15 protein-coding genes (1 of these 15 only partly in view) are annotated in these 16,289 nt (G+C 64.8%); 9 read left to right on the forward strand and 6 right to left on the reverse strand.

What is annotated here, in order from left to right; all coding sequences use genetic code 11:
* Positions 1–96: 96 nt before the first annotated feature.
* Positions 97–654 (reverse strand): c-type cytochrome, encoded by a 558-nt coding sequence (locus JQ617_RS16265; RefSeq protein WP_063694267.1) that lies wholly within the window; start codon positions 652–654, stop codon positions 97–99.
* 220 nt (positions 655–874) lie between these two features.
* On the opposite strand from JQ617_RS16265, the gene JQ617_RS16270 reads away from it, so the two are divergent.
* Positions 875–1,615, forward strand: a complete 741-nt coding sequence (locus JQ617_RS16270) for a 3-deoxy-manno-octulosonate cytidylyltransferase (RefSeq protein ID WP_212027178.1) — start codon at positions 875–877, stop codon at positions 1,613–1,615.
* A gap of 21 nt (positions 1,616–1,636) precedes the next feature.
* The gene (locus tag JQ617_RS16275) at positions 1,637–2,494 is read left to right on the forward strand and encodes a prephenate dehydratase (RefSeq protein ID WP_063694269.1); all 858 of its coding nucleotides are present in this window, start codon (positions 1,637–1,639) and stop codon (positions 2,492–2,494) included.
* 129 nt (positions 2,495–2,623) lie between these two features.
* Here the strand turns inward: JQ617_RS16275 and JQ617_RS16280 are convergent, their stop codons facing one another.
* On the reverse strand, positions 2,624–3,637 hold the full coding sequence (locus JQ617_RS16280) for an LLM class flavin-dependent oxidoreductase (RefSeq protein WP_212027179.1): 1,014 nt from the start codon (positions 3,635–3,637) through the stop codon (positions 2,624–2,626).
* A 395-nt stretch (positions 3,638–4,032) separates the two neighbouring features.
* Here JQ617_RS16280 and metF point away from each other — a divergent pair, with 395 nt between their 5' ends.
* The 5 genes from metF to JQ617_RS16300 all read left to right on the forward strand — a co-directional run bounded on the left by metF (position 4,033) and on the right by JQ617_RS16300 (position 11,443).
* Entirely contained in the window at positions 4,033–4,953 is a 921-nt protein-coding gene (gene metF / locus JQ617_RS16285) for a methylenetetrahydrofolate reductase [NAD(P)H] (RefSeq protein ID WP_212027180.1), read from the forward strand.
* A 6-nt stretch (positions 4,954–4,959) separates the two neighbouring features.
* Complete coding sequence (gene metH / locus JQ617_RS16290) at positions 4,960–8,811, forward strand: methionine synthase (protein WP_212027181.1); 3,852 nt, start codon at positions 4,960–4,962, stop codon at positions 8,809–8,811.
* A gap of 697 nt (positions 8,812–9,508) precedes the next feature.
* Positions 9,509–9,637: a hypothetical protein gene (locus tag JQ617_RS40250; RefSeq protein WP_283806199.1), complete on the forward strand. Its 129-nt coding sequence runs from the start codon at positions 9,509–9,511 to the stop codon at positions 9,635–9,637.
* A gap of 32 nt (positions 9,638–9,669) precedes the next feature.
* Positions 9,670–10,386, forward strand: a complete 717-nt coding sequence (locus tag JQ617_RS16295; protein ID WP_349630621.1) for a hypothetical protein — start codon at positions 9,670–9,672, stop codon at positions 10,384–10,386.
* A 199-nt stretch (positions 10,387–10,585) separates the two neighbouring features.
* Positions 10,586–11,443 (forward strand): tetratricopeptide repeat protein, encoded by an 858-nt coding sequence (locus JQ617_RS16300; RefSeq protein WP_212027183.1) that lies wholly within the window; start codon positions 10,586–10,588, stop codon positions 11,441–11,443.
* 26 nt (positions 11,444–11,469) lie between these two features.
* Here JQ617_RS16300 and JQ617_RS16305 read toward each other — a convergent pair whose 3' ends face one another.
* Positions 11,470–12,099, reverse strand: coding sequence for a glutathione S-transferase family protein (locus JQ617_RS16305; RefSeq protein ID WP_212027184.1), 630 nt, complete (start codon positions 12,097–12,099; stop codon positions 11,470–11,472).
* 151 nt (positions 12,100–12,250) lie between these two features.
* On the opposite strand from JQ617_RS16305, the gene JQ617_RS16310 reads away from it, so the two are divergent.
* On the forward strand, positions 12,251–12,664 hold the full coding sequence (locus tag JQ617_RS16310; RefSeq protein ID WP_212027185.1) for a DUF6636 domain-containing protein: 414 nt from the start codon (positions 12,251–12,253) through the stop codon (positions 12,662–12,664).
* Between the two features lie 120 nt (positions 12,665–12,784).
* A complete protein-coding gene (locus tag JQ617_RS16315; protein ID WP_212027186.1) occupies positions 12,785–13,174 on the forward strand; it encodes a hypothetical protein in 390 nt (129 codons plus the stop codon).
* Between the two features lie 111 nt (positions 13,175–13,285).
* Here JQ617_RS16315 and glpK read toward each other — a convergent pair whose 3' ends face one another.
* The 3 genes from glpK to JQ617_RS16330 all read right to left on the reverse strand — a co-directional run.
* Complete coding sequence (gene glpK, locus JQ617_RS16320; protein WP_063694279.1) at positions 13,286–14,791, reverse strand: glycerol kinase GlpK; 1,506 nt, start codon at positions 14,789–14,791, stop codon at positions 13,286–13,288.
* A 263-nt stretch (positions 14,792–15,054) separates the two neighbouring features.
* Positions 15,055–15,828, reverse strand: a complete 774-nt coding sequence (locus JQ617_RS16325; RefSeq protein ID WP_212027187.1) for an SDR family NAD(P)-dependent oxidoreductase — start codon at positions 15,826–15,828, stop codon at positions 15,055–15,057.
* A gap of 171 nt (positions 15,829–15,999) precedes the next feature.
* Positions 16,000–16,289: the 3' end of a hypothetical protein gene (locus JQ617_RS16330; RefSeq protein ID WP_212027188.1), read on the reverse strand. Its footprint extends 307 nt past the window's final position; the window shows 290 of its 597 coding nt (coding positions 308–597); its start codon lies beyond the right edge, outside the window — the gene reads right to left on this strand; its stop codon occupies positions 16,000–16,002.

Raw genomic sequence — 16,289 nt, forward strand, 5'->3', positions numbered from 1 at the left:
GGCCAAACGCCCCGATAAATTCGCCGCGAGGCCCGGATATGGAAACGGCCAGGCTTTCCAGCCTGGCCGCGTCTTCCAAGTCCAGCTTTTGAGGCCTTATTTCGAGGCCGTCGGCAGCGGCTGCGGATGCTCCGACAGCGAATTCAGATAGGCAATGACGTCGGCGCGCTCGGAATCCTTGGGGATACCGGCGAAGCCCATTGCGGTGCCCGGGATGAAGCCCTTCGGATTGGCGATGAACTTGTTGAGGTCGTCGAAGGTCCAGGTACCGCCCTTGCCCTTCATCGCAGCCGAGAAGTTGAAGCCGTTGCGGCCCTCACCCCGGGCTTCGCCGACGACACCATAGAGGTTCGGACCGACGCGATTCGGGCCGCCCTTCTCGAAGGTGTGGCAGGCGCCGCACTTCTTGGCGGCAGCCGCGCCCTTTTCGACGGAGGCAGTCTGGAGCAGCTTTTCGATCGGCTCGGAGGAAGCAGCGGCAGCGCCGCCTTCCTTGCCGCCATGACCGGCGTCTTCCTTGACCGCGATCTCGAAACCCGGCTTTTCCGGCATCTTCGGTGAGAATAGCGCCTGGGCGGTGAAGCTCGTCACCAGCAGGATGAGACAGGTGCCAAGAACGGCACCGAGAATTTTATTGAGTTCGAAAGAGTCCATTTCCGGCCAGGCCCCACACCGCAAGAAGGATTAGCGGCCGGGCGGCCGCCAGGACGAGCCTCGGGAGAATCAAAAACGTTCCTTATTGTTTCCCCGAGTTTTGCCATTGAGATATCGGTTTGCCCGGGGTCTGGCAACCCGTATAAGCGACCCGGCTTTCAGCCCGTCCCCACCCCATTTCTCGGCGCGGAAAACGCCCCGTTTCCAGGCTCTTGAACCGATGATCGATCCCCGCATCCTGGTGCTGATCCCGGCCCGCATGGCCGCCACCCGTCTGCCCGGCAAGCCGCTCGCCGACATCGCGGGCCAGCCGATGATCGTGCATGTGATGCGCCGTGCCGAGGCCGCCGGCATCGGCCGGGTTGCGGTGGCCACCGACACCGACGAGATCGCCGCAGTCGTAACCGCCCATGGCGGCGAGGCGGTGATGACCCGCGCCGACCACCCCTCCGGCTCGGACCGCATCCACGAGGCCATGCAGAAGCTGGATCCCGAGGGCAAGGCCGAGATCGTGATCAATCTGCAGGGCGATTTCCCGACCATCACGCCGGCAACGATCCGCGAGGTGCTGCCGCCCTTTGAGGACCCCGCGGTCGACATCGTGACGCTGGCCTCGCAGATCCACACCGAGGAGGAGGATCTCGCCCCGAGCGTCGTCAAGGCAGTCGGCTCGCAAATCGGGCCGAAGCGGCTGCGGGCACTTTATTTCACCCGCGCCACCGCCCCTTACGGCAACGGACCGCGATACCACCATATCGGGCTTTACGCCTATCGCCGTGCCGCGCTGGAGCGGTTCGTGTCGCTGCCGCCCTCCCCCCTCGAAAAGCAGGAGAGCCTGGAGCAGCTCCGGGCGGTAGAAGCCGGCATGCGGATCGACATCATGATCGTCGACAGCGTGCCCCGCGGCGTCGACACGCCGCCCGATCTCGAAACCGCGCGCAGCATCCTTTCCAAATCCTGAGCCGCTGCTAGAAGGCCGACCATGAGCAAGATGAAGATCGCATTCCAGGGTGAACCTGGAGCCAATTCCCACATCGCCATCGTCGAGGCCTATCCCGACGCCGAGCCGATGCCCTGTGCTACCTTCGAGGACGCACTGTCGGCGATCTCGTCGGGCGAAGCCGATCTCGGCATGATCCCGATCGAGAATTCGGTCGCGGGCCGGGTTGCCGACATCCATCATCTCCTGCCGGCCTCCGGCCTCTTCATTATCGGCGAATGGTTCTTGCCGGTCCGCCACCAGTTGATGGCCGTGAAGGGGACCAAGCTCGAGGACATCAAGAGCGTCGAGAGTCATGTCCATGCGCTCGGCCAGTGCCGGCGCATCATCCGCAAGCTCGGCATCAAGCCGATCGTGCATGCCGACACCGCCGGCAGCGCCCGCGACATCTCCGAGCGCAAGGACAAGACCGTCGCCGCGATCGCCTCGCGCCTCGCCGCCAAGATCTACGGCCTCGACATCCTCGCCGAGGACATCGAGGACGAGGCGCACAACACCACGCGCTTCGTGGTGCTGGCGCGCGAGCCGAAATGGGCAGCGCAAGGCTCCGGCCCGCTGGTCACCACTTTTGTCTTCCGCGTGCGCAACCTGCCCGCGGCGCTCTACAAGGCGCTCGGCGGCTTTGCCACCAACGGCGTCAACATGACCAAGCTCGAGAGCTACATGGTCGACGGCAATTTCTTCGCCACGCAGTTCTATGCCGACGTCGACGGCCATCCCGACGACAAGGGCCTCGCCTTCGCGATCGAGGAGCTGAAATTCTTCTCGCGCGAATTCCGCATCGTCGGCGTCTATCCGGGCCACCCGTTCCGCGCGACGTTCAGCGAAACGCAGGATTAGTCTCGCGTCCCGGACGCGCGCAGCGCGAGCCGGGACTCAGGGGCTGCGATATCCGGGGCTGCGATGGGCCCCGGCTCTGCAGCGCACCGCTGAAGAAGCGCTGCGCTGCGTCCGGGGCACGAGAGCGGCCTACGCCGCGGCTCTAAGCCCGAACGCCTCGGCCAGCAGCGAATACGACTTCTTCCGCGCCTCGTGATCGTACACGGCCGTGATCACCATCAACTCATCCGGCTTGCTCGCATCGATCAGCGGCTGCAGCTTCTTCTGCACCGTCGCCGGGTTGCCGACGAACAGGCGCGAGCGGTTGCGCGCGATCGAGATGCGCTCGGAATCCGTATAGGGATAAGCCAGCGCCTCCTCGACACTCGGCAGCGGCAGATACTGGCCACGGTCGCGGCGCAGGCGGTTGAGGTCGAAGGACGCCGCGAGTTTTTCGGCCTCCTCATCCGTATCCGCCGCAATGACGGCGACCGCGAGGATCGCCTGCGGGCTCGCGCTCCAGGCCGAGGGTGTGAAGTGGTCACGGTAGTGCACCATCGCGTCGATCGCATCGTGGGACGCAAAATGATGCGCGAAGGCGAAGCCCATGCCGACTTGCGCGGCGAGCTCCGAAGAATAATCGCTGGAGCCGAGCAGCCAGATCGGCGGCAAGGCGGTATCGTCGGGCATCGCCACGACATTGTTGTAGGGGTGTCCCGACGGGAATTCGCGGGTCTGCCACAGAATCAGTTCGTGCAGCCGCTCGAGAAAATCGTCGCCCTCGCGACGGTCGAGCCGGCTGCGCAGCGCGTAAGCCGTCGCGCCGTCGGTGCCCGGCGCACGGCCGAGCCCGAGATCGATGCGGCCGGGAAACAGCGCCTCCAGCATCTTGAAGCGCTCGGCCACGACCAGCGGCGCGTGGTTGGGCAGCATCACGCCGCCCGAGCCGACGCGGATGTGTTTTGTGACCGCCGCGATCTGCCCGATCATCACATCGGGCGCGGGGCTTGCAACCGAGGCGAGGTTGTGATGCTCGGCGAGCCAGTAGCGGACGTAGCCGAGACCATCGACATGCCTGGCCAGATCGATGCTGTTGCGCAGCGCCGCGGCGGGCCTAGTGCCTGTGGTGACGACGGAAAGGTCGAGAACTGAGAGCGGGATCATGGCGCGTTAACGTAGTCGAGGGCCGCGCCGCGGCAATGGCACGCGGCGCAGATCTGGCGTGTGTGAGCCGCGCCTGTGCCCGGCCAAGTCACCGATGTTGGGACAAGATCAGCGGGAGAAATACGGCCTTCACATTGCCCACCCCGATTCAGAGAAGCAACACACCGCCGATTTATCAGCTAATATATTGTAGAAACTAAATAATTGTTGTTATTATCCGAATCCCACCGAAACCTTAAAATGGCAGGGAATACCGGTTGCCCCACCGCAAGTGGGCCACTTCCCACCACCAATGGGCTGTCGGCCCAATCGCCGTTGTCCTATCTTACGCGCTCCCAAACGAGACCTGACGGCCGGCCACGAAGACTGGCGGGACCCCTGGAGTGAACGGTGCCATGACTGACCTGACGACGCCTGCGACAGCCGACCGGCATGACGGGCACCTGAAGCGGCCTGCGATCTCCTTCGAGTTCTTTCCGCCCAAGACCGAGGAGATGGAGCGCAATCTCTGGGAGACCATCAACCGGCTGGCCCCGCTCGACCCGAAATTCGTCTCGGTGACCTATGGCGCCGGCGGCTCGACCCGCGAGCGCACCCATTCGACCATCGCCCGCATCCTCAAGGAAACCGCGCTGCTGCCGGCCGCGCATCTGACCTGCGTCGGCGCCTCGCGCGGGGAGATCGACGAGATCGTCGACCGCTATCACGAGGTCGGCGTCCGCCACATCGTCGGCCTGCGCGGCGATCCCGCCGGCGGCATCGGCACGCCTTATTCGAGCCACCCCGACGGCTACCAGAGCTCGGCCGAACTCGTCGCAGGGATCAAGAAGCGGCACGGCGACATCGAGGTCTCGGTCTCGGCTTACCCTGAGAAGCACCCCGAGGCGCGCGACTTCGACGACGACATCGACACGCTGCAGGCCAAGGTCGACGCCGGCGCGACGCGCGCCATCACCCAGGTGTTCTTCGACAACGACCTCTACTTCCGCTATCTCGACCGCGTCCGCGCCCGCGGCATCAATATCCCGATCGTGCCGGGCATCATGCCCATGCACAATTTCAAGCAGGCCCGCAATTTCGTCACCCGCGCCGGCACCACCGTGCCGGACTGGTTCGCCGCGAAATTCGAAGGCCTCGACGAAGACGCCGAGACCCGCAAGCTGGTCGCTGCGACCGTTGCGGCCGGCCAGGTGCAGAAGCTCGCCAAGCACGGCGTCGACACCTTCCATTTCTACACCATGAACCGCGCCGATCTCGTGTTCGCGATCAGCCATTTGCTCGGCATTCGCGCCAAGAGCGCCCAGAAGGCTGCGTAAGAGAAAATGACCGTACCCGTCTCCACCAAGCGAACTGCCCTGATCAACGCCGCACGCGAACGCATCCTCGTGCTCGACGGCGCCATGGGCACGATGATCCAGAACCTGCAGTTCGACGAGGCCGCCTTCCGCGGCGAGCGCTTCAAGAATTTTCATCGCGACCTGCGCGGCAACAACGACCTCTTGATCCTTACCCAGCCGCAGGCGATCGAGGACATCCACGCCGCCTATTTGCGCGCCGGCGCCGACATCGTCGCGACCAACACCTTCTCGACGACCTCGATCGCGCAGGCCGACTACGACCTCACCGACATCGTCTACGAGATGGCGCGCGAAGGCGCCCGCCTCGCCGGCAATGCCGCAAGGCGCGTCGAAGCCGAGGACGGCAAGCCGCGCTTCGTCGCCGGCGCCATCGGCCCCACCAACCGCACTGCCTCGATCTCGCCCGATGTGTCCAATCCGGGCTACCGCGCCGTCACCTTCGACGATCTGCGCAAATCCTATGGCGAGCAGATCCGCGGCCTGATCGACGGCGGCGTCGACCTCCTGCTGGTCGAGACCATCTTCGACACGCTCAACGCCAAGGCGGCGCTCTATGCGATCGCCGAGATCACCGAGGAGCTCGGCATCGACATGCCCGTGATGGTGTCGGGCACCATCACCGACAAGTCCGGCCGCCTGCTGTCGGGCCAGATGCCGGAAGCGTTCTGGAACTCGGTGCGGCACGCAAAGCCCGTCACCATCGGCTTCAACTGTGCGCTCGGTGCCGAAGACCTCCGCGCCCACATCGCCGATATCGGCCGCGTCGCCGACACGCTTGTTTGCGCCTACCCGAACGCCGGCCTGCCCAACGAGTTCGGCCAGTACGACGAGACGCCGGAATACATGGCGCGCCTGGTCGGCGAGTTCGCCCGTGATGGCTTGGTCAACATCGTCGGCGGCTGCTGCGGCACCACGCCGGACCATATCGCCGCGATCGCCGCCGCGGTTGCCCCGCACAAGCCGCGCCTTGTGCCCGAGATCGAGCCGCGCTTGCGGCTGTCCGGCCTCGAGCCGTTCGTGCTCACCGACGCCATTCCCTTCGTCAATGTCGGCGAACGCACCAACGTCACGGGCTCCGCGAAATTCCGCAAGCTGATCACCAACGGCGACTACACCGCCGCGCTGCAGGTCGCGCGCGACCAGGTCGAGAACGGCGCGCAGATCATCGACGTCAACATGGACGAAGGCCTGCTCGATTCCGAAGCGGCGATGGTGACCTTCCTCAACCTCGTCGCCGCCGAGCCCGACATCGCCCGCGTCCCCGTGATGGTGGACTCCTCGAAATTCTCGGTGATCGAAGCCGGCCTGAAATGCGTGCAGGGCAAGCCGGTCGTCAATTCGATCTCGATGAAGGAAGGCGAGGAGAAGTTCATCCACGAGGCGAAGATCGCACGTCGCCACGGCGCCGCCGTGGTGGTGATGGCGTTCGACGAGGTCGGCCAAGCCGACACGTTCGCGCGCAAGACCGAGATCTGCAAGCGCGCCTACGACATCCTGGTGAACAGGGTCGGCCTCCCGCCCGAGGACATCATCTTCGATCCCAACATCTTCGCGATCGCAACCGGCATCGAGGAGCACAATAACTACGGCGTCGACTTCATCGAGGCGACGCGCTGGATCCGCCAGAACCTGCCGGGCGCGCATGTCTCGGGCGGCGTCTCCAATCTGTCGTTCTCGTTCCGCGGCAACGAGCCGGTGCGCGAGGCCATGCACTCGGTGTTCCTGTATCACGCCATCAAGGCCGGCATGGACATGGGCATCGTCAACGCCGGGCAGATGATCGTCTATGACGACATCGACCCCGAGCTGCGCCAGACCTGCGAGGACGTCGTCCTCAACCGCGACGCGGGCGCCTCCGAGCGCCTGCTTGCGCTCGCCGAGAAATTCCGCGGCAAGAAGACCGAGAGCAAGGAAGCCGATCTCGCCTGGCGCGAATGGCCGGTGGCGAAGCGGCTGTCGCATTCGCTGGTGCACGGCATCACCGAATTCATCGAGCAGGACACCGAGGAAGCCCGCAAGACCTCCTCGCGCCCGCTCGACGTGATCGAGGGGCCGCTGATGGCCGGCATGAACGTGGTCGGCGACCTCTTCGGCGACGGCAAGATGTTCCTGCCGCAGGTGGTGAAGTCCGCGCGCGTGATGAAGCAGGCCGTTGCCTATCTCATGCCGTTCATGGAGGAGGAGAAGGCCCGCAACCTTGCCAACGGCATCGGCAGCGAGGGTTCCTCGTCCGCCGGCAAGATCGTGCTCGCGACGGTGAAGGGAGACGTCCACGACATCGGCAAGAACATCGTCGGCATCGTGCTCCAGTGCAACAACTACGAGGTCATCGACCTCGGCGTGATGGTGCCGGCCGCCAAGATCGTCGAGACGGTGAAGGCCGAGAAAGCCGACATCGTCGGGCTCTCCGGCCTGATCACGCCCTCGCTCGACGAGATGGCGTTCTTCGCCGGCGAATTGCAGCGCGAGGGACTGAAGCTGCCGCTGCTGATCGGCGGCGCCACCACCAGCCGCGTGCATACGGCGGTGAAGATCGACCCGAGCTATCGCGCCGGCCCCGTCGTGCATGTCAACGACGCCAGCCGCGCCGTCGGCGTCGCGTCCTCGCTGCTCTCGCCGGAGAAGCGCGAGGCCTATGCTGCCGAGGTGCGGGCCGAATACGCAAAGATTTCGGACGCGCATCTGCGCGCACAGGCGGACAAGAAGCGCCTGAAGCTGGCCGACGCCCGCAAGAACCGCGTGCCGGTCGATTTTGCCGCGAGCAAGCCGGTGAAGCCGACTTTCCTCGGCACCAAGAGCTTCGACGAATACGATCTCGCTGAGCTCGTGCCCTATATCGACTGGACGCCGTTCTTCCAGACCTGGGAGCTCGCGGGACGCTTCCCGGCGATCCTTGACGACGCCAAGGTCGGCGAGGTCGCACGCTCGCTCTATGACGACGCGCGCAAGATGCTCGACACCATCGTCAAGGAGAAGTGGTTCCGGGCCCGCGCGACGGTCGGCTTCTGGCCGGCCAATGCGCAAGGCGACGACATCGTGCTCTACACCGACGAGAGCCGTGCGAAGCAGATCGCGACGCTGCACACGCTGCGCCAGCAGCTCGAGAAGCGCGAGGGCCGCTTCAATGCCGCACTGTCGGACTTCATCGCGCCCGCCGGCGTGCCCGACTATATCGGCGGCTTCGTCGTCACGGCCGGCATCGGCGAGGATGCCGTCGCCGACCGCTTCAAGATGGCGAACGACGATTACTCCTCGATCCTGTGCAAGGCGCTGGCCGACCGTCTCGCCGAGGCTTTCGCCGAGCGCATGCATGTCCGCGTGCGCCGCGAGTTCTGGGCCTATGCACCGGACGAGGCCCTCTCCAGCGAGGAGCTGATCCTGGAGAAGTATCAGGGCATCCGCCCGGCGCCCGGCTATCCCGCGCAGCCCGATCACACCGAGAAGGCGACGCTGTTCGAGCTGCTCGATGCGGAAGCTACCGCCGGCGTGAAGCTGACCGAGAGCTTTGCGATGTGGCCGGGCTCCAGCGTGTCCGGGCTCTACTTCGCCAACCCCGAGAGCTATTATTTCGGCGTCGGCAAGATCGAGCGCGACCAGGTCGAGGACTACGCCGCGCGCAAGGGCATGACGGTCGCGGAGACCGAGCGCTGGCTCGCGCCGGTGCTGAACTACATCCCGTCGCGCGAGGACGCGGACAAGGCCTTCGCGGCGACGGCCGCGAACGATGAGACCTCGAAGGACCTCGCCTCGCATCCGCCGGGCTGCACCTGCGCCGTGCATCTGGTCTGGCAGAAGAAGCGCGCCGGCGCGGGATAGCTCGCGCCGCGTTTGGAGCGGCGCAGCCGCTCCAAAACCAAAAGTGCGAAAACAACCCCATGCACAGTAGAGGCGGGACTGAAAAGCCTCGCCAATTTCGGTCTTGCCGAATCCGGTTGCGGCGTCGGGCAAAACAGGGGTAATATTCCATCATCGCCAGCCGCCCGCATCGGACTCTGACGGGTGCGAATACCCCGATCCCGTCATTGCGAGGAGCGAAGCGACGAAGCAATCCAGGTTGCCTCGGCGGCGACAATCTGGATTGCTTCTACCTTCGCCAGAGGCTTTGGCGGACAAGTCGCTGCGCCCGCAATGACGGAGGCAGGTGGCGAGCACATGCCCACTCCTATGTCCCGGACGCGGCGCGGCGCGACGTGCCGCTCCGCAGAGCCGGGACCCAGAAGGCGGCGCCAGCGAATGCGGGGAGATGGGCCCCGGCTCTGCAGCGCACCGCTGAACTGGACGATGCTTCGCATCGCCAGGGGAGCGCTGCGCTGCGTCCGGGGCACGCGAGCGGTTTTCAGTCGATCCGCATTCGATCTTCAACGGCGAACGCGCCTGCGTGTTCTCGCCGCGGCCACTCTCGTCTCGCGGGAACCGGGCGCCTGTGAACTCGTTCACTTGTCCGTTCAACCTCGATTCGATAACCTCCCGGCCTACTACCTTCAAACCGGTGGCCAGGTTTGGGATCGAGCATATGAATCAAATCATTGCGTTGTTCGCCGCGATCGCGCTCGTCGTGCTGCCCGCGATTGCCGCGGCGGACTGTCCGAAAGGCTACGTGCCATGCGGCGAACGAAACCAGCTGTGCTGCCCGGGAAAGTAGCCAGCCGCAAATGGCTTTGGCTGGGCAGTGGCGTGTTTGTCGCGATCGGCCTGGTGATGATCGCAACCTGGGTCGGCTTCCCGCGCAAGAAGCAGACCATCACGGCGATCCTCTCCGAGACAGGCTATTTCGAGGTGGTGCCGCCGAGCACGTTCGGCGGGCCCGGCACGATCAACACGATCGAATATCTGAGCAGCGGCCGACTGGAGCTGCATCCCACCTGTGACGTCGATCCCGCGCTGCTGACGGGCAAGATCCAGAGATCGCCGACCGTGGACCGCGACCTCAAGCAGTCGCTGGAGAGGAATCTCGACGTCTCCGCGCAGATCAGGGACAAGCTGTCCGCCGTCGCCGGGATGCAGCAGGTCGATTCGATCCGCCTCAAGCTCGAGAACGCCAACATCCTGCTGATCTCGGACGAGGCGCTGATCGCGACCCGCAACGCGTTGCTGAAGGCCGAGTGCGAGGACGCGGTCACGCTGAACATTTCGAGCGGCGGCGTCGTGTGCCAGACCCGGTCCGTGCTGGAGGCCGATGTCGTATACGAGATCAAATATCACAACAAGGTCTCGATGGAGGAGCGCGCCAAGCTGACGTCCGAGATCGCGGCCAAGCTCGACCTCGACGCGCATCAGGGGTCGGACGACAAGGTCTCAGGTTCGCAATTGTTCTTCGGCATCAGGCTGTCGCCGAATCCGATCGTGCTGAAGACCGCGGCCGGCGAGATCAAGCCGTGTACGCGCAGGTAGGATGAACCGGCGCGCGTCTCGTGCCGACAAACACCCGGTCGGCGTATGGGAGGGTGGCATTCGCAATCGTCTGAAGTCCATGGCCGTCTGCCTCGCGATGGCGGCCGGGTTATCTGTCGCGCATCACGCAGTCTCACCCGATGCGGCGATGGCGCAGGCCACGCAGCCGCCATCGACACCAGCGGATACGCGTTCGAACATGGAAACCGTCACGAAGCTCCTCGCCGAGCCCCGTTCGTCGTCGCGTGACGGCCAGCTCTATGCCGCCGCCGTGGCCCTGTTCAGGGCGATCGAGGCGGGCGAGGCACCGGTCGAGAACCGCGAGACGCTGGCCACGGCCCTGCGCGAAGTCGCGCTCGGCGGGCACGCCAGCGCGTGGATCGACTATGGCCGCTGCCTCTGGAATGGCTGGGGCGTGCCGCGCGATCGCGACGCGGCGATCGCCGCTTACAAGCGCGCCGCGGAGCTCGGCTCGGACTATGGCGCCTATCTCGTCGCCTACAATCTCTACTGGACGTTCCGGAAATATGACGACGCCCTCTCTTACGCGCAGAAGGCACTTGCAGGCGGCGATCCCGACGGCGCGGTGCGCTATCTGCTGGGGCTGATGGCCTATAACGGTCGGGGGCGACCGAAGAACGTCGCGGAAAGTCTCGCGCTGCATCAGGAGGCGGCGAAGCGCGGCAATGCCGATGCCTATTTCGAGCTGTTCGTCTATGCGATGCAGGGGATCGGCGACCGCAGCAAGGCGGTCGACTATCTGAAGCAGGCCGGACAGCGCGACCAACCGCGCGCCTGCGCCAATCTCGGTGCGCTCTATGCCACCGGCCAATTGCCCGGCATTGCCAGGGATCTCAACGAGTCCGTTCGCTGGTACAAGCGCGCCGCCGATCTCGGCGTCGGCCGTGCCGCGGCGGCGCTCGGCGTCATGGCGAGCCGCGGCGAAGGGATGGAGAAAGACCCCGACGCCGCGGAAGCCTATTTCGATCGCGCCGACGAATTGGGGTTTGAGCTGGACGCCTATCTCAACGAGAATGGCGTCAAGCGGAAGAGATAGCTCGCGATATCTCCATCGAGCCCACCCTACCCCTTTGGCGGCGCGAGGGGCTGAACGATCTCCGTGAACTCCGCCAGCGCCTCGCAGCGTTCGGAATGCCGGGCGAGGGCCGGATAACGGGCCGCATCGAACAGTTGCGGATGCGCCTCGCGGGTGAAGCGCACGACGCAGGCGACCGCGATGTCGGCATGACCGATGCGATCGCCCAGCCAGTACGGCGTCGTCACCTTGGCGCGCTCGGCCTCGAGCACCTTCAGCACGTCGGCGATCTGCGCACTGCAGCGCTCGACCCACAGCGCAAGCTGCTCCTTCCGCAGCACGCGCTCATAGAGCAGGCTGACCGCCTTGTCGCCGAGGCCCGAGGCGAGCGCACAGATCCGCAGGTGCCTGCGCCGTTCGGCACCACTGCGCGGCAGCATCGCCTTGGCCTCGCCGACCAGCTCGTCGAGATAGTCCAGGATGATCGTGCTCTCGATCAGCGCCTCGCCGCCGTCGAGCACCAGGGTCGGCACGCGTCGCAGCGGATTATAGGGCGCGATCTTGTCGGCATCGCCGAAGGTCGACCACGGCCTATGCTCGAAGGCGAGCCCATAAAGGCGGAGCGCGATGGCGACGCGGCGGACGAAGGGGGAATCATATTGGCCGATCAGGAACATAGTTCGCGCTCTTCTCGAGGGGGAAAATCGCCGGGCCGTCCAGTTCATCGCCAAACCGGGCCCGCGGCAACAAATATCTTGGAACAAGAGCATTGCGCATCGTGCAGCAAAACGGAATCAATGGGTGGCCGACCAGCCCCGGGGTCCCGTCATGCATCTGCGATTTTTCATCACGCTTTGCCTGCTCGCCGCCGCGAGCGTCGCCCGCGCCCAGGACAGCCCGGTCGGCTTCCTGACGCCATCGAAAAACATCGTCTGCCAATTTATCACCGACAACGGCCAGAGCGTGCTCCGCTGCGACATCATGAGCCTGGACGCGCGCCCGCGCCGTCCCGCCGATTGCGACCTCGACTATGGCCATGCCTTCGCGATGAACGCAAAGAGCACCGCGGCGCGCATCTGCGCCGGCGATACCGTGATGGACGCCTCGCTGCCGGTGCTCGCCTATGGCGCGGTCTGGCAGCGCGCAGGATTTACCTGCCGCTCGGAGCAGACGGGGCTGACGTGCTTCAACGCCATGCAGCACGGGTTTTCGCTGGCCCGAGCGGAGCAGAAGGTGTTTTGAGGTTGTAGCCCGGATCGGTCGGACGGAACGCAGAGACGCGACTTCAGACATTGCCTAACGACTTCAGGACCAAGGACTTTCTCGGAATCTCGCCGCTCATTGCGCAGTGATCGAACGTGCGTGCCTGTAAGCCTGTACGAACGCGCCGTCGAGGTACTACTTGATACTTGGAATATTCAGGGACATGAACCCCTAAACCTGAAAGAGGCGGTTCCGCAGCTATCTTTCGTAGCTTTTGAGTTGATGCGTAGGGGCGTTCAGACGGCAACAGAAAAAGAACTACTTTTGCTGTTGGAAGAAGCCCGAGAGAAAGTACCTCAGATAGGGCGGTACGCAAAAGATACACCCGATGTATTCTTAAAGCGTGTAGAGCTTCGATCTAGCTTGCTCGTTGAAGCGGGACATCAGCTCGAAGGTTCTAGCCTAGTCCCCTTCTATCAATTTCGCCATTTAACATTTCAAGAGTATTTGGCAGCGGTGGCAGCGGTCGAAGGCCACTACGTCGGCTAACCACGAATGTCGATTGATTTGCGAGGCTGGAACGACGAGTCTCGTTCGCAACTTCTGCTGCGGAGTATGGGTCCCGGCCTTCGCCGGGACGACGCGTTGAGGGAGGCGTGCCTACCCCTCCCCCTCGTCGCTCGCGAGCACGCCCTTCACCGCCCTTGCCCAGCCGGCGAGCTTCCGCTCGCGCGTGGCTTCGCTCATGTTCGGCTTGAAGCGGTGTTCGAGGCGCCAATTGTCGGCGAATTTTGTCGGCTCGGGATAGACGCCCGCCTGAAGGCCGGCGAGATAGGCGGCGCCCAGCGCCGTGGTCTCCTGGATCACGGGGCGGTCGACCGGCGCGTTGAGGAGATCGGCGAGGCGCTGCATGGTCCAGTCCGAGGCGGTCATGCCGCCGTCGACGCGGAGCACGACGGATGCCGTCTCCGAGCTCGGCCAGTCCGCGCGCATCGCGGCCCAGAGGTCGAAGGTCTGGTAGCACACGCTTTCGAGCGCGGCGTGGGCGAGCTCGGCCGGGCCGGTGTTGCGGGTGAGGCCGAACAGCGCGCCGCGCACGCGCGGATTCCAATAGGGCGCGCCCATGCCGACGAAGGCCGGCACCAGATAGACGCTCTGCATGGAGTCCGACTGATCCGCGAGCGGGCCGGTCTCGGCGGCGTGCTTGATGATGCCGAGGCCGTCACGCAGCCATTGCACCGCCGAGCCCGCGACGAAGATCGAGCCTTCGAGCGCATAGGTGCGTTTACCGTCGAGCTGATAGGCGACGGTGGTGAGCAGCTTGTTCTTGGACACGACCGGCGTTGTGCCGGTGTTGAGCAGGGCGAAGCAGCCGGTGCCGTAGGTGGACTTCATCATGCCCGGACGGAAGCAAGCCTGGCCGATGGTCGCGGCCTGCTGATCGCCGGCGATGCCGGAGATGGCAATGGCGCCGCCGAACAGATCGGGCGTGCTCTCGCCGAAGCGGGCGGAGGAATCCTTCACCTCGGGCAGCATCGAGCGCGGCACGCCGATGATTTCCAGCAGCTCGTCGTCCCACTGCCCGGTGTGGATGTTGAACAGCAGCGTGCGCGAGGCGTTGGTGGCATCGGTGGCGTGCACCTTGCCGCCGGTGAGGCGCCACAGCAGGTAGCAATCGATGGTGCCGAACATCAGCTCGCCGCGTGCCGCGCGCGCGCGGGCGCCCGGGACGTGATCGAGGATCCAGGCGACCTTGGTGCCGGAGAAATAGGGATCGATAATCAGGCCGGTCTTCTGCGAGATGACAGGTTCGCGGCCGTCATGCTTCAGCTTCGCGCAGATGTCGGCGGTGCGGCGGTCCTGCCAGACGATGGCGCGGTGCACGGCCTGCCCGGTGGCGCGGTCCCACACCACGGTGGTCTCGCGCTGGTTGGTGATGCCGATCGCGGCGATGTCCTTGGCGCTGATGCCGGCCTGCTCGATCGCCTCGCGGCAGACCATCACCGTCGAGGTCCAGATGTCCTCCGGCTCGTGCTCGACCCAGCCCGAGGCTGGAAAATGCTGCGGAAACTCCTGCTGCGCCTTCGCCGCAATGGAAATATCGCCGCGAAACACGATCGCGCGCGAGGAGGTGGTGCCCTGGTCGATGGCGAGGACAAAAGACATGGCGGCTTACCTTGGCGTTTTCTTGGCGTTTTCCCTGACGGGGTCGTTGTGTCGCGCCAAAGGGAGCGGATTGGAGGCGGAAGGTCAATATCCCCGATGTCCCCCCGAACTCCGCCGTCGTCCCGGCGAAGGCCGGGACCCATAACCCCAGGCAGAGGTTTCTAATACGAGCTGACAACTACGAATCTTCGCAAAACCACACCCTGTGGTTATGGGTCCCGGCCTTCGCCGGGACGACTCGTGGAGAGATCAGCGCAAGGGAGCTACACCGCCGCCGTGGTGACGCCGCCGTCGATGACGATGGTCTGGCCGGTCATGAAGCTCGAGGCGTCCGAGGCGAGATAGGCGACCGCGCCGGCGATTTCGTCGGGTTCGCCGATGCGGCGGAGCGGCGTGGTGGCGGTGCGGCGCTTCAGCATGGCTTCGTCTTCCCAGAGCGCGCGGGCGAAATCGGTCTTCACGAGGCCCGGCGCGATGCAATTGACGCGGACGCCTTTGGGGCCCCATTCGCCGGCGAGGCTGCGGCACAGCGCGAAATCGGCGGCCTTGGAGATGCCGTAGGCGCCGATCACGGTGGAGCCGCGCAAGCCGCCGATCGAGGAGATGATGACGACGGAGCCGTTGCCGCGCTCGGCCATCTGCGGGATCGCGAGCGCGGAGAGCCAGATATTGCTCTTCACGTTCGAGCCCATGATCTTGTCGAAGGCCTCGTCGGTGATGTCGAGCAGCGGGCCGTAATACGGATTGACCGCGGCGTTGCAGACGAGGATGTCGATCTTGCCGTAGTGCTTGGTGGCGCCCGCGATCAACGCTTCGACCTCGTTCCTGCGGGCGATGTTGCAGGGGATGACGACGGCGTCACCGCCGGCCGCGATGATTCCGTCGGCGACCTCCTTGCAGGCGTCCGCCTTGCGCGAGGAGACCACGACTTTCGCGCCGAGCTTCGCCAGCAATTCGGCCGAGGAACGGCCGATGCCGCGGCTCGAGCCGGTGACGACGGCGACCTTCCCGGTGAGATCGAACGGAGTGTTTTTCATTGTTGTCGGCCTCGCTGCTTCCGCTTGTTTGTCATTGCCCCCCTGATCGGCAGAAAGCCCCGGCGAAGCCTTGATCTGATCTTGGCTTGCCGGGGCACGGGGTGTGACTTGCGGAGAGTTTGGCTGGCGCTGCGCCGTCTGTCGAGAGCGGACGGCGGCGCAGGTCGCCGCTCAGTTCTGGTCGTCGCCGAGCGCTGCGACCAGCTTGTCATAGTACTTGCCGACGAGATCGATGTTGCCCTTGTTCTCGATCGCGGGCGCCGGCGTCTTCAGCGCCTGGTTGAGCTCGTCGATGGCTTCCTTCTTGTCCTTGGCCGGCATCTTCTTGTCGGCCTGGACCTGTGCGATCTGCGCCTTGATGACGGCTTCGGGGCCGACATATTTCTTGGTGGCGGGATCGAAGCCGCCGAGCACCAGGCTGATGTTGTCGACGACGTTGTTGTAGTCGTCATAGCCGGCAA

The sequence above is a fragment of the Bradyrhizobium sp. KB893862 SZCCT0404 genome (genome assembly GCF_018130885.1).
Classification (GTDB): Bacteria; Pseudomonadota; Alphaproteobacteria; order Rhizobiales; family Xanthobacteraceae; genus Bradyrhizobium; species Bradyrhizobium stylosanthis.

Coding starts and splice junctions, on each gene's coding strand:
- JQ617_RS16265 (WP_063694267.1), bottom strand. CDS start 654: ATGGACTCTTTCGAACTCAATAAAATTCTCGGTGCCGTTCTTGGCACC.
- JQ617_RS16270 (WP_212027178.1), top strand. CDS start 875: ATGATCGATCCCCGCATCCTGGTGCTGATCCCGGCCCGCATGGCCGCC.
- JQ617_RS16275 (WP_063694269.1), top strand. CDS start 1,637: ATGAGCAAGATGAAGATCGCATTCCAGGGTGAACCTGGAGCCAATTCC.
- JQ617_RS16280 (WP_212027179.1), bottom strand. CDS start 3,637: ATGATCCCGCTCTCAGTTCTCGACCTTTCCGTCGTCACCACAGGCACT.
- metF (WP_212027180.1), top strand. CDS start 4,033: ATGACTGACCTGACGACGCCTGCGACAGCCGACCGGCATGACGGGCAC.
- metH (WP_212027181.1), top strand. CDS start 4,960: ATGACCGTACCCGTCTCCACCAAGCGAACTGCCCTGATCAACGCCGCA.
- JQ617_RS40250 (WP_283806199.1), top strand. CDS start 9,509: ATGAATCAAATCATTGCGTTGTTCGCCGCGATCGCGCTCGTCGTGCTG.
- JQ617_RS16300 (WP_212027183.1), top strand. CDS start 10,586: ATGGAAACCGTCACGAAGCTCCTCGCCGAGCCCCGTTCGTCGTCGCGT.
- JQ617_RS16305 (WP_212027184.1), bottom strand. CDS start 12,099: ATGTTCCTGATCGGCCAATATGATTCCCCCTTCGTCCGCCGCGTCGCC.
- JQ617_RS16310 (WP_212027185.1), top strand. CDS start 12,251: ATGCATCTGCGATTTTTCATCACGCTTTGCCTGCTCGCCGCCGCGAGC.
- glpK (WP_063694279.1), bottom strand. CDS start 14,791: ATGTCTTTTGTCCTCGCCATCGACCAGGGCACCACCTCCTCGCGCGCG.
- JQ617_RS16325 (WP_212027187.1), bottom strand. CDS start 15,828: ATGAAAAACACTCCGTTCGATCTCACCGGGAAGGTCGCCGTCGTCACC.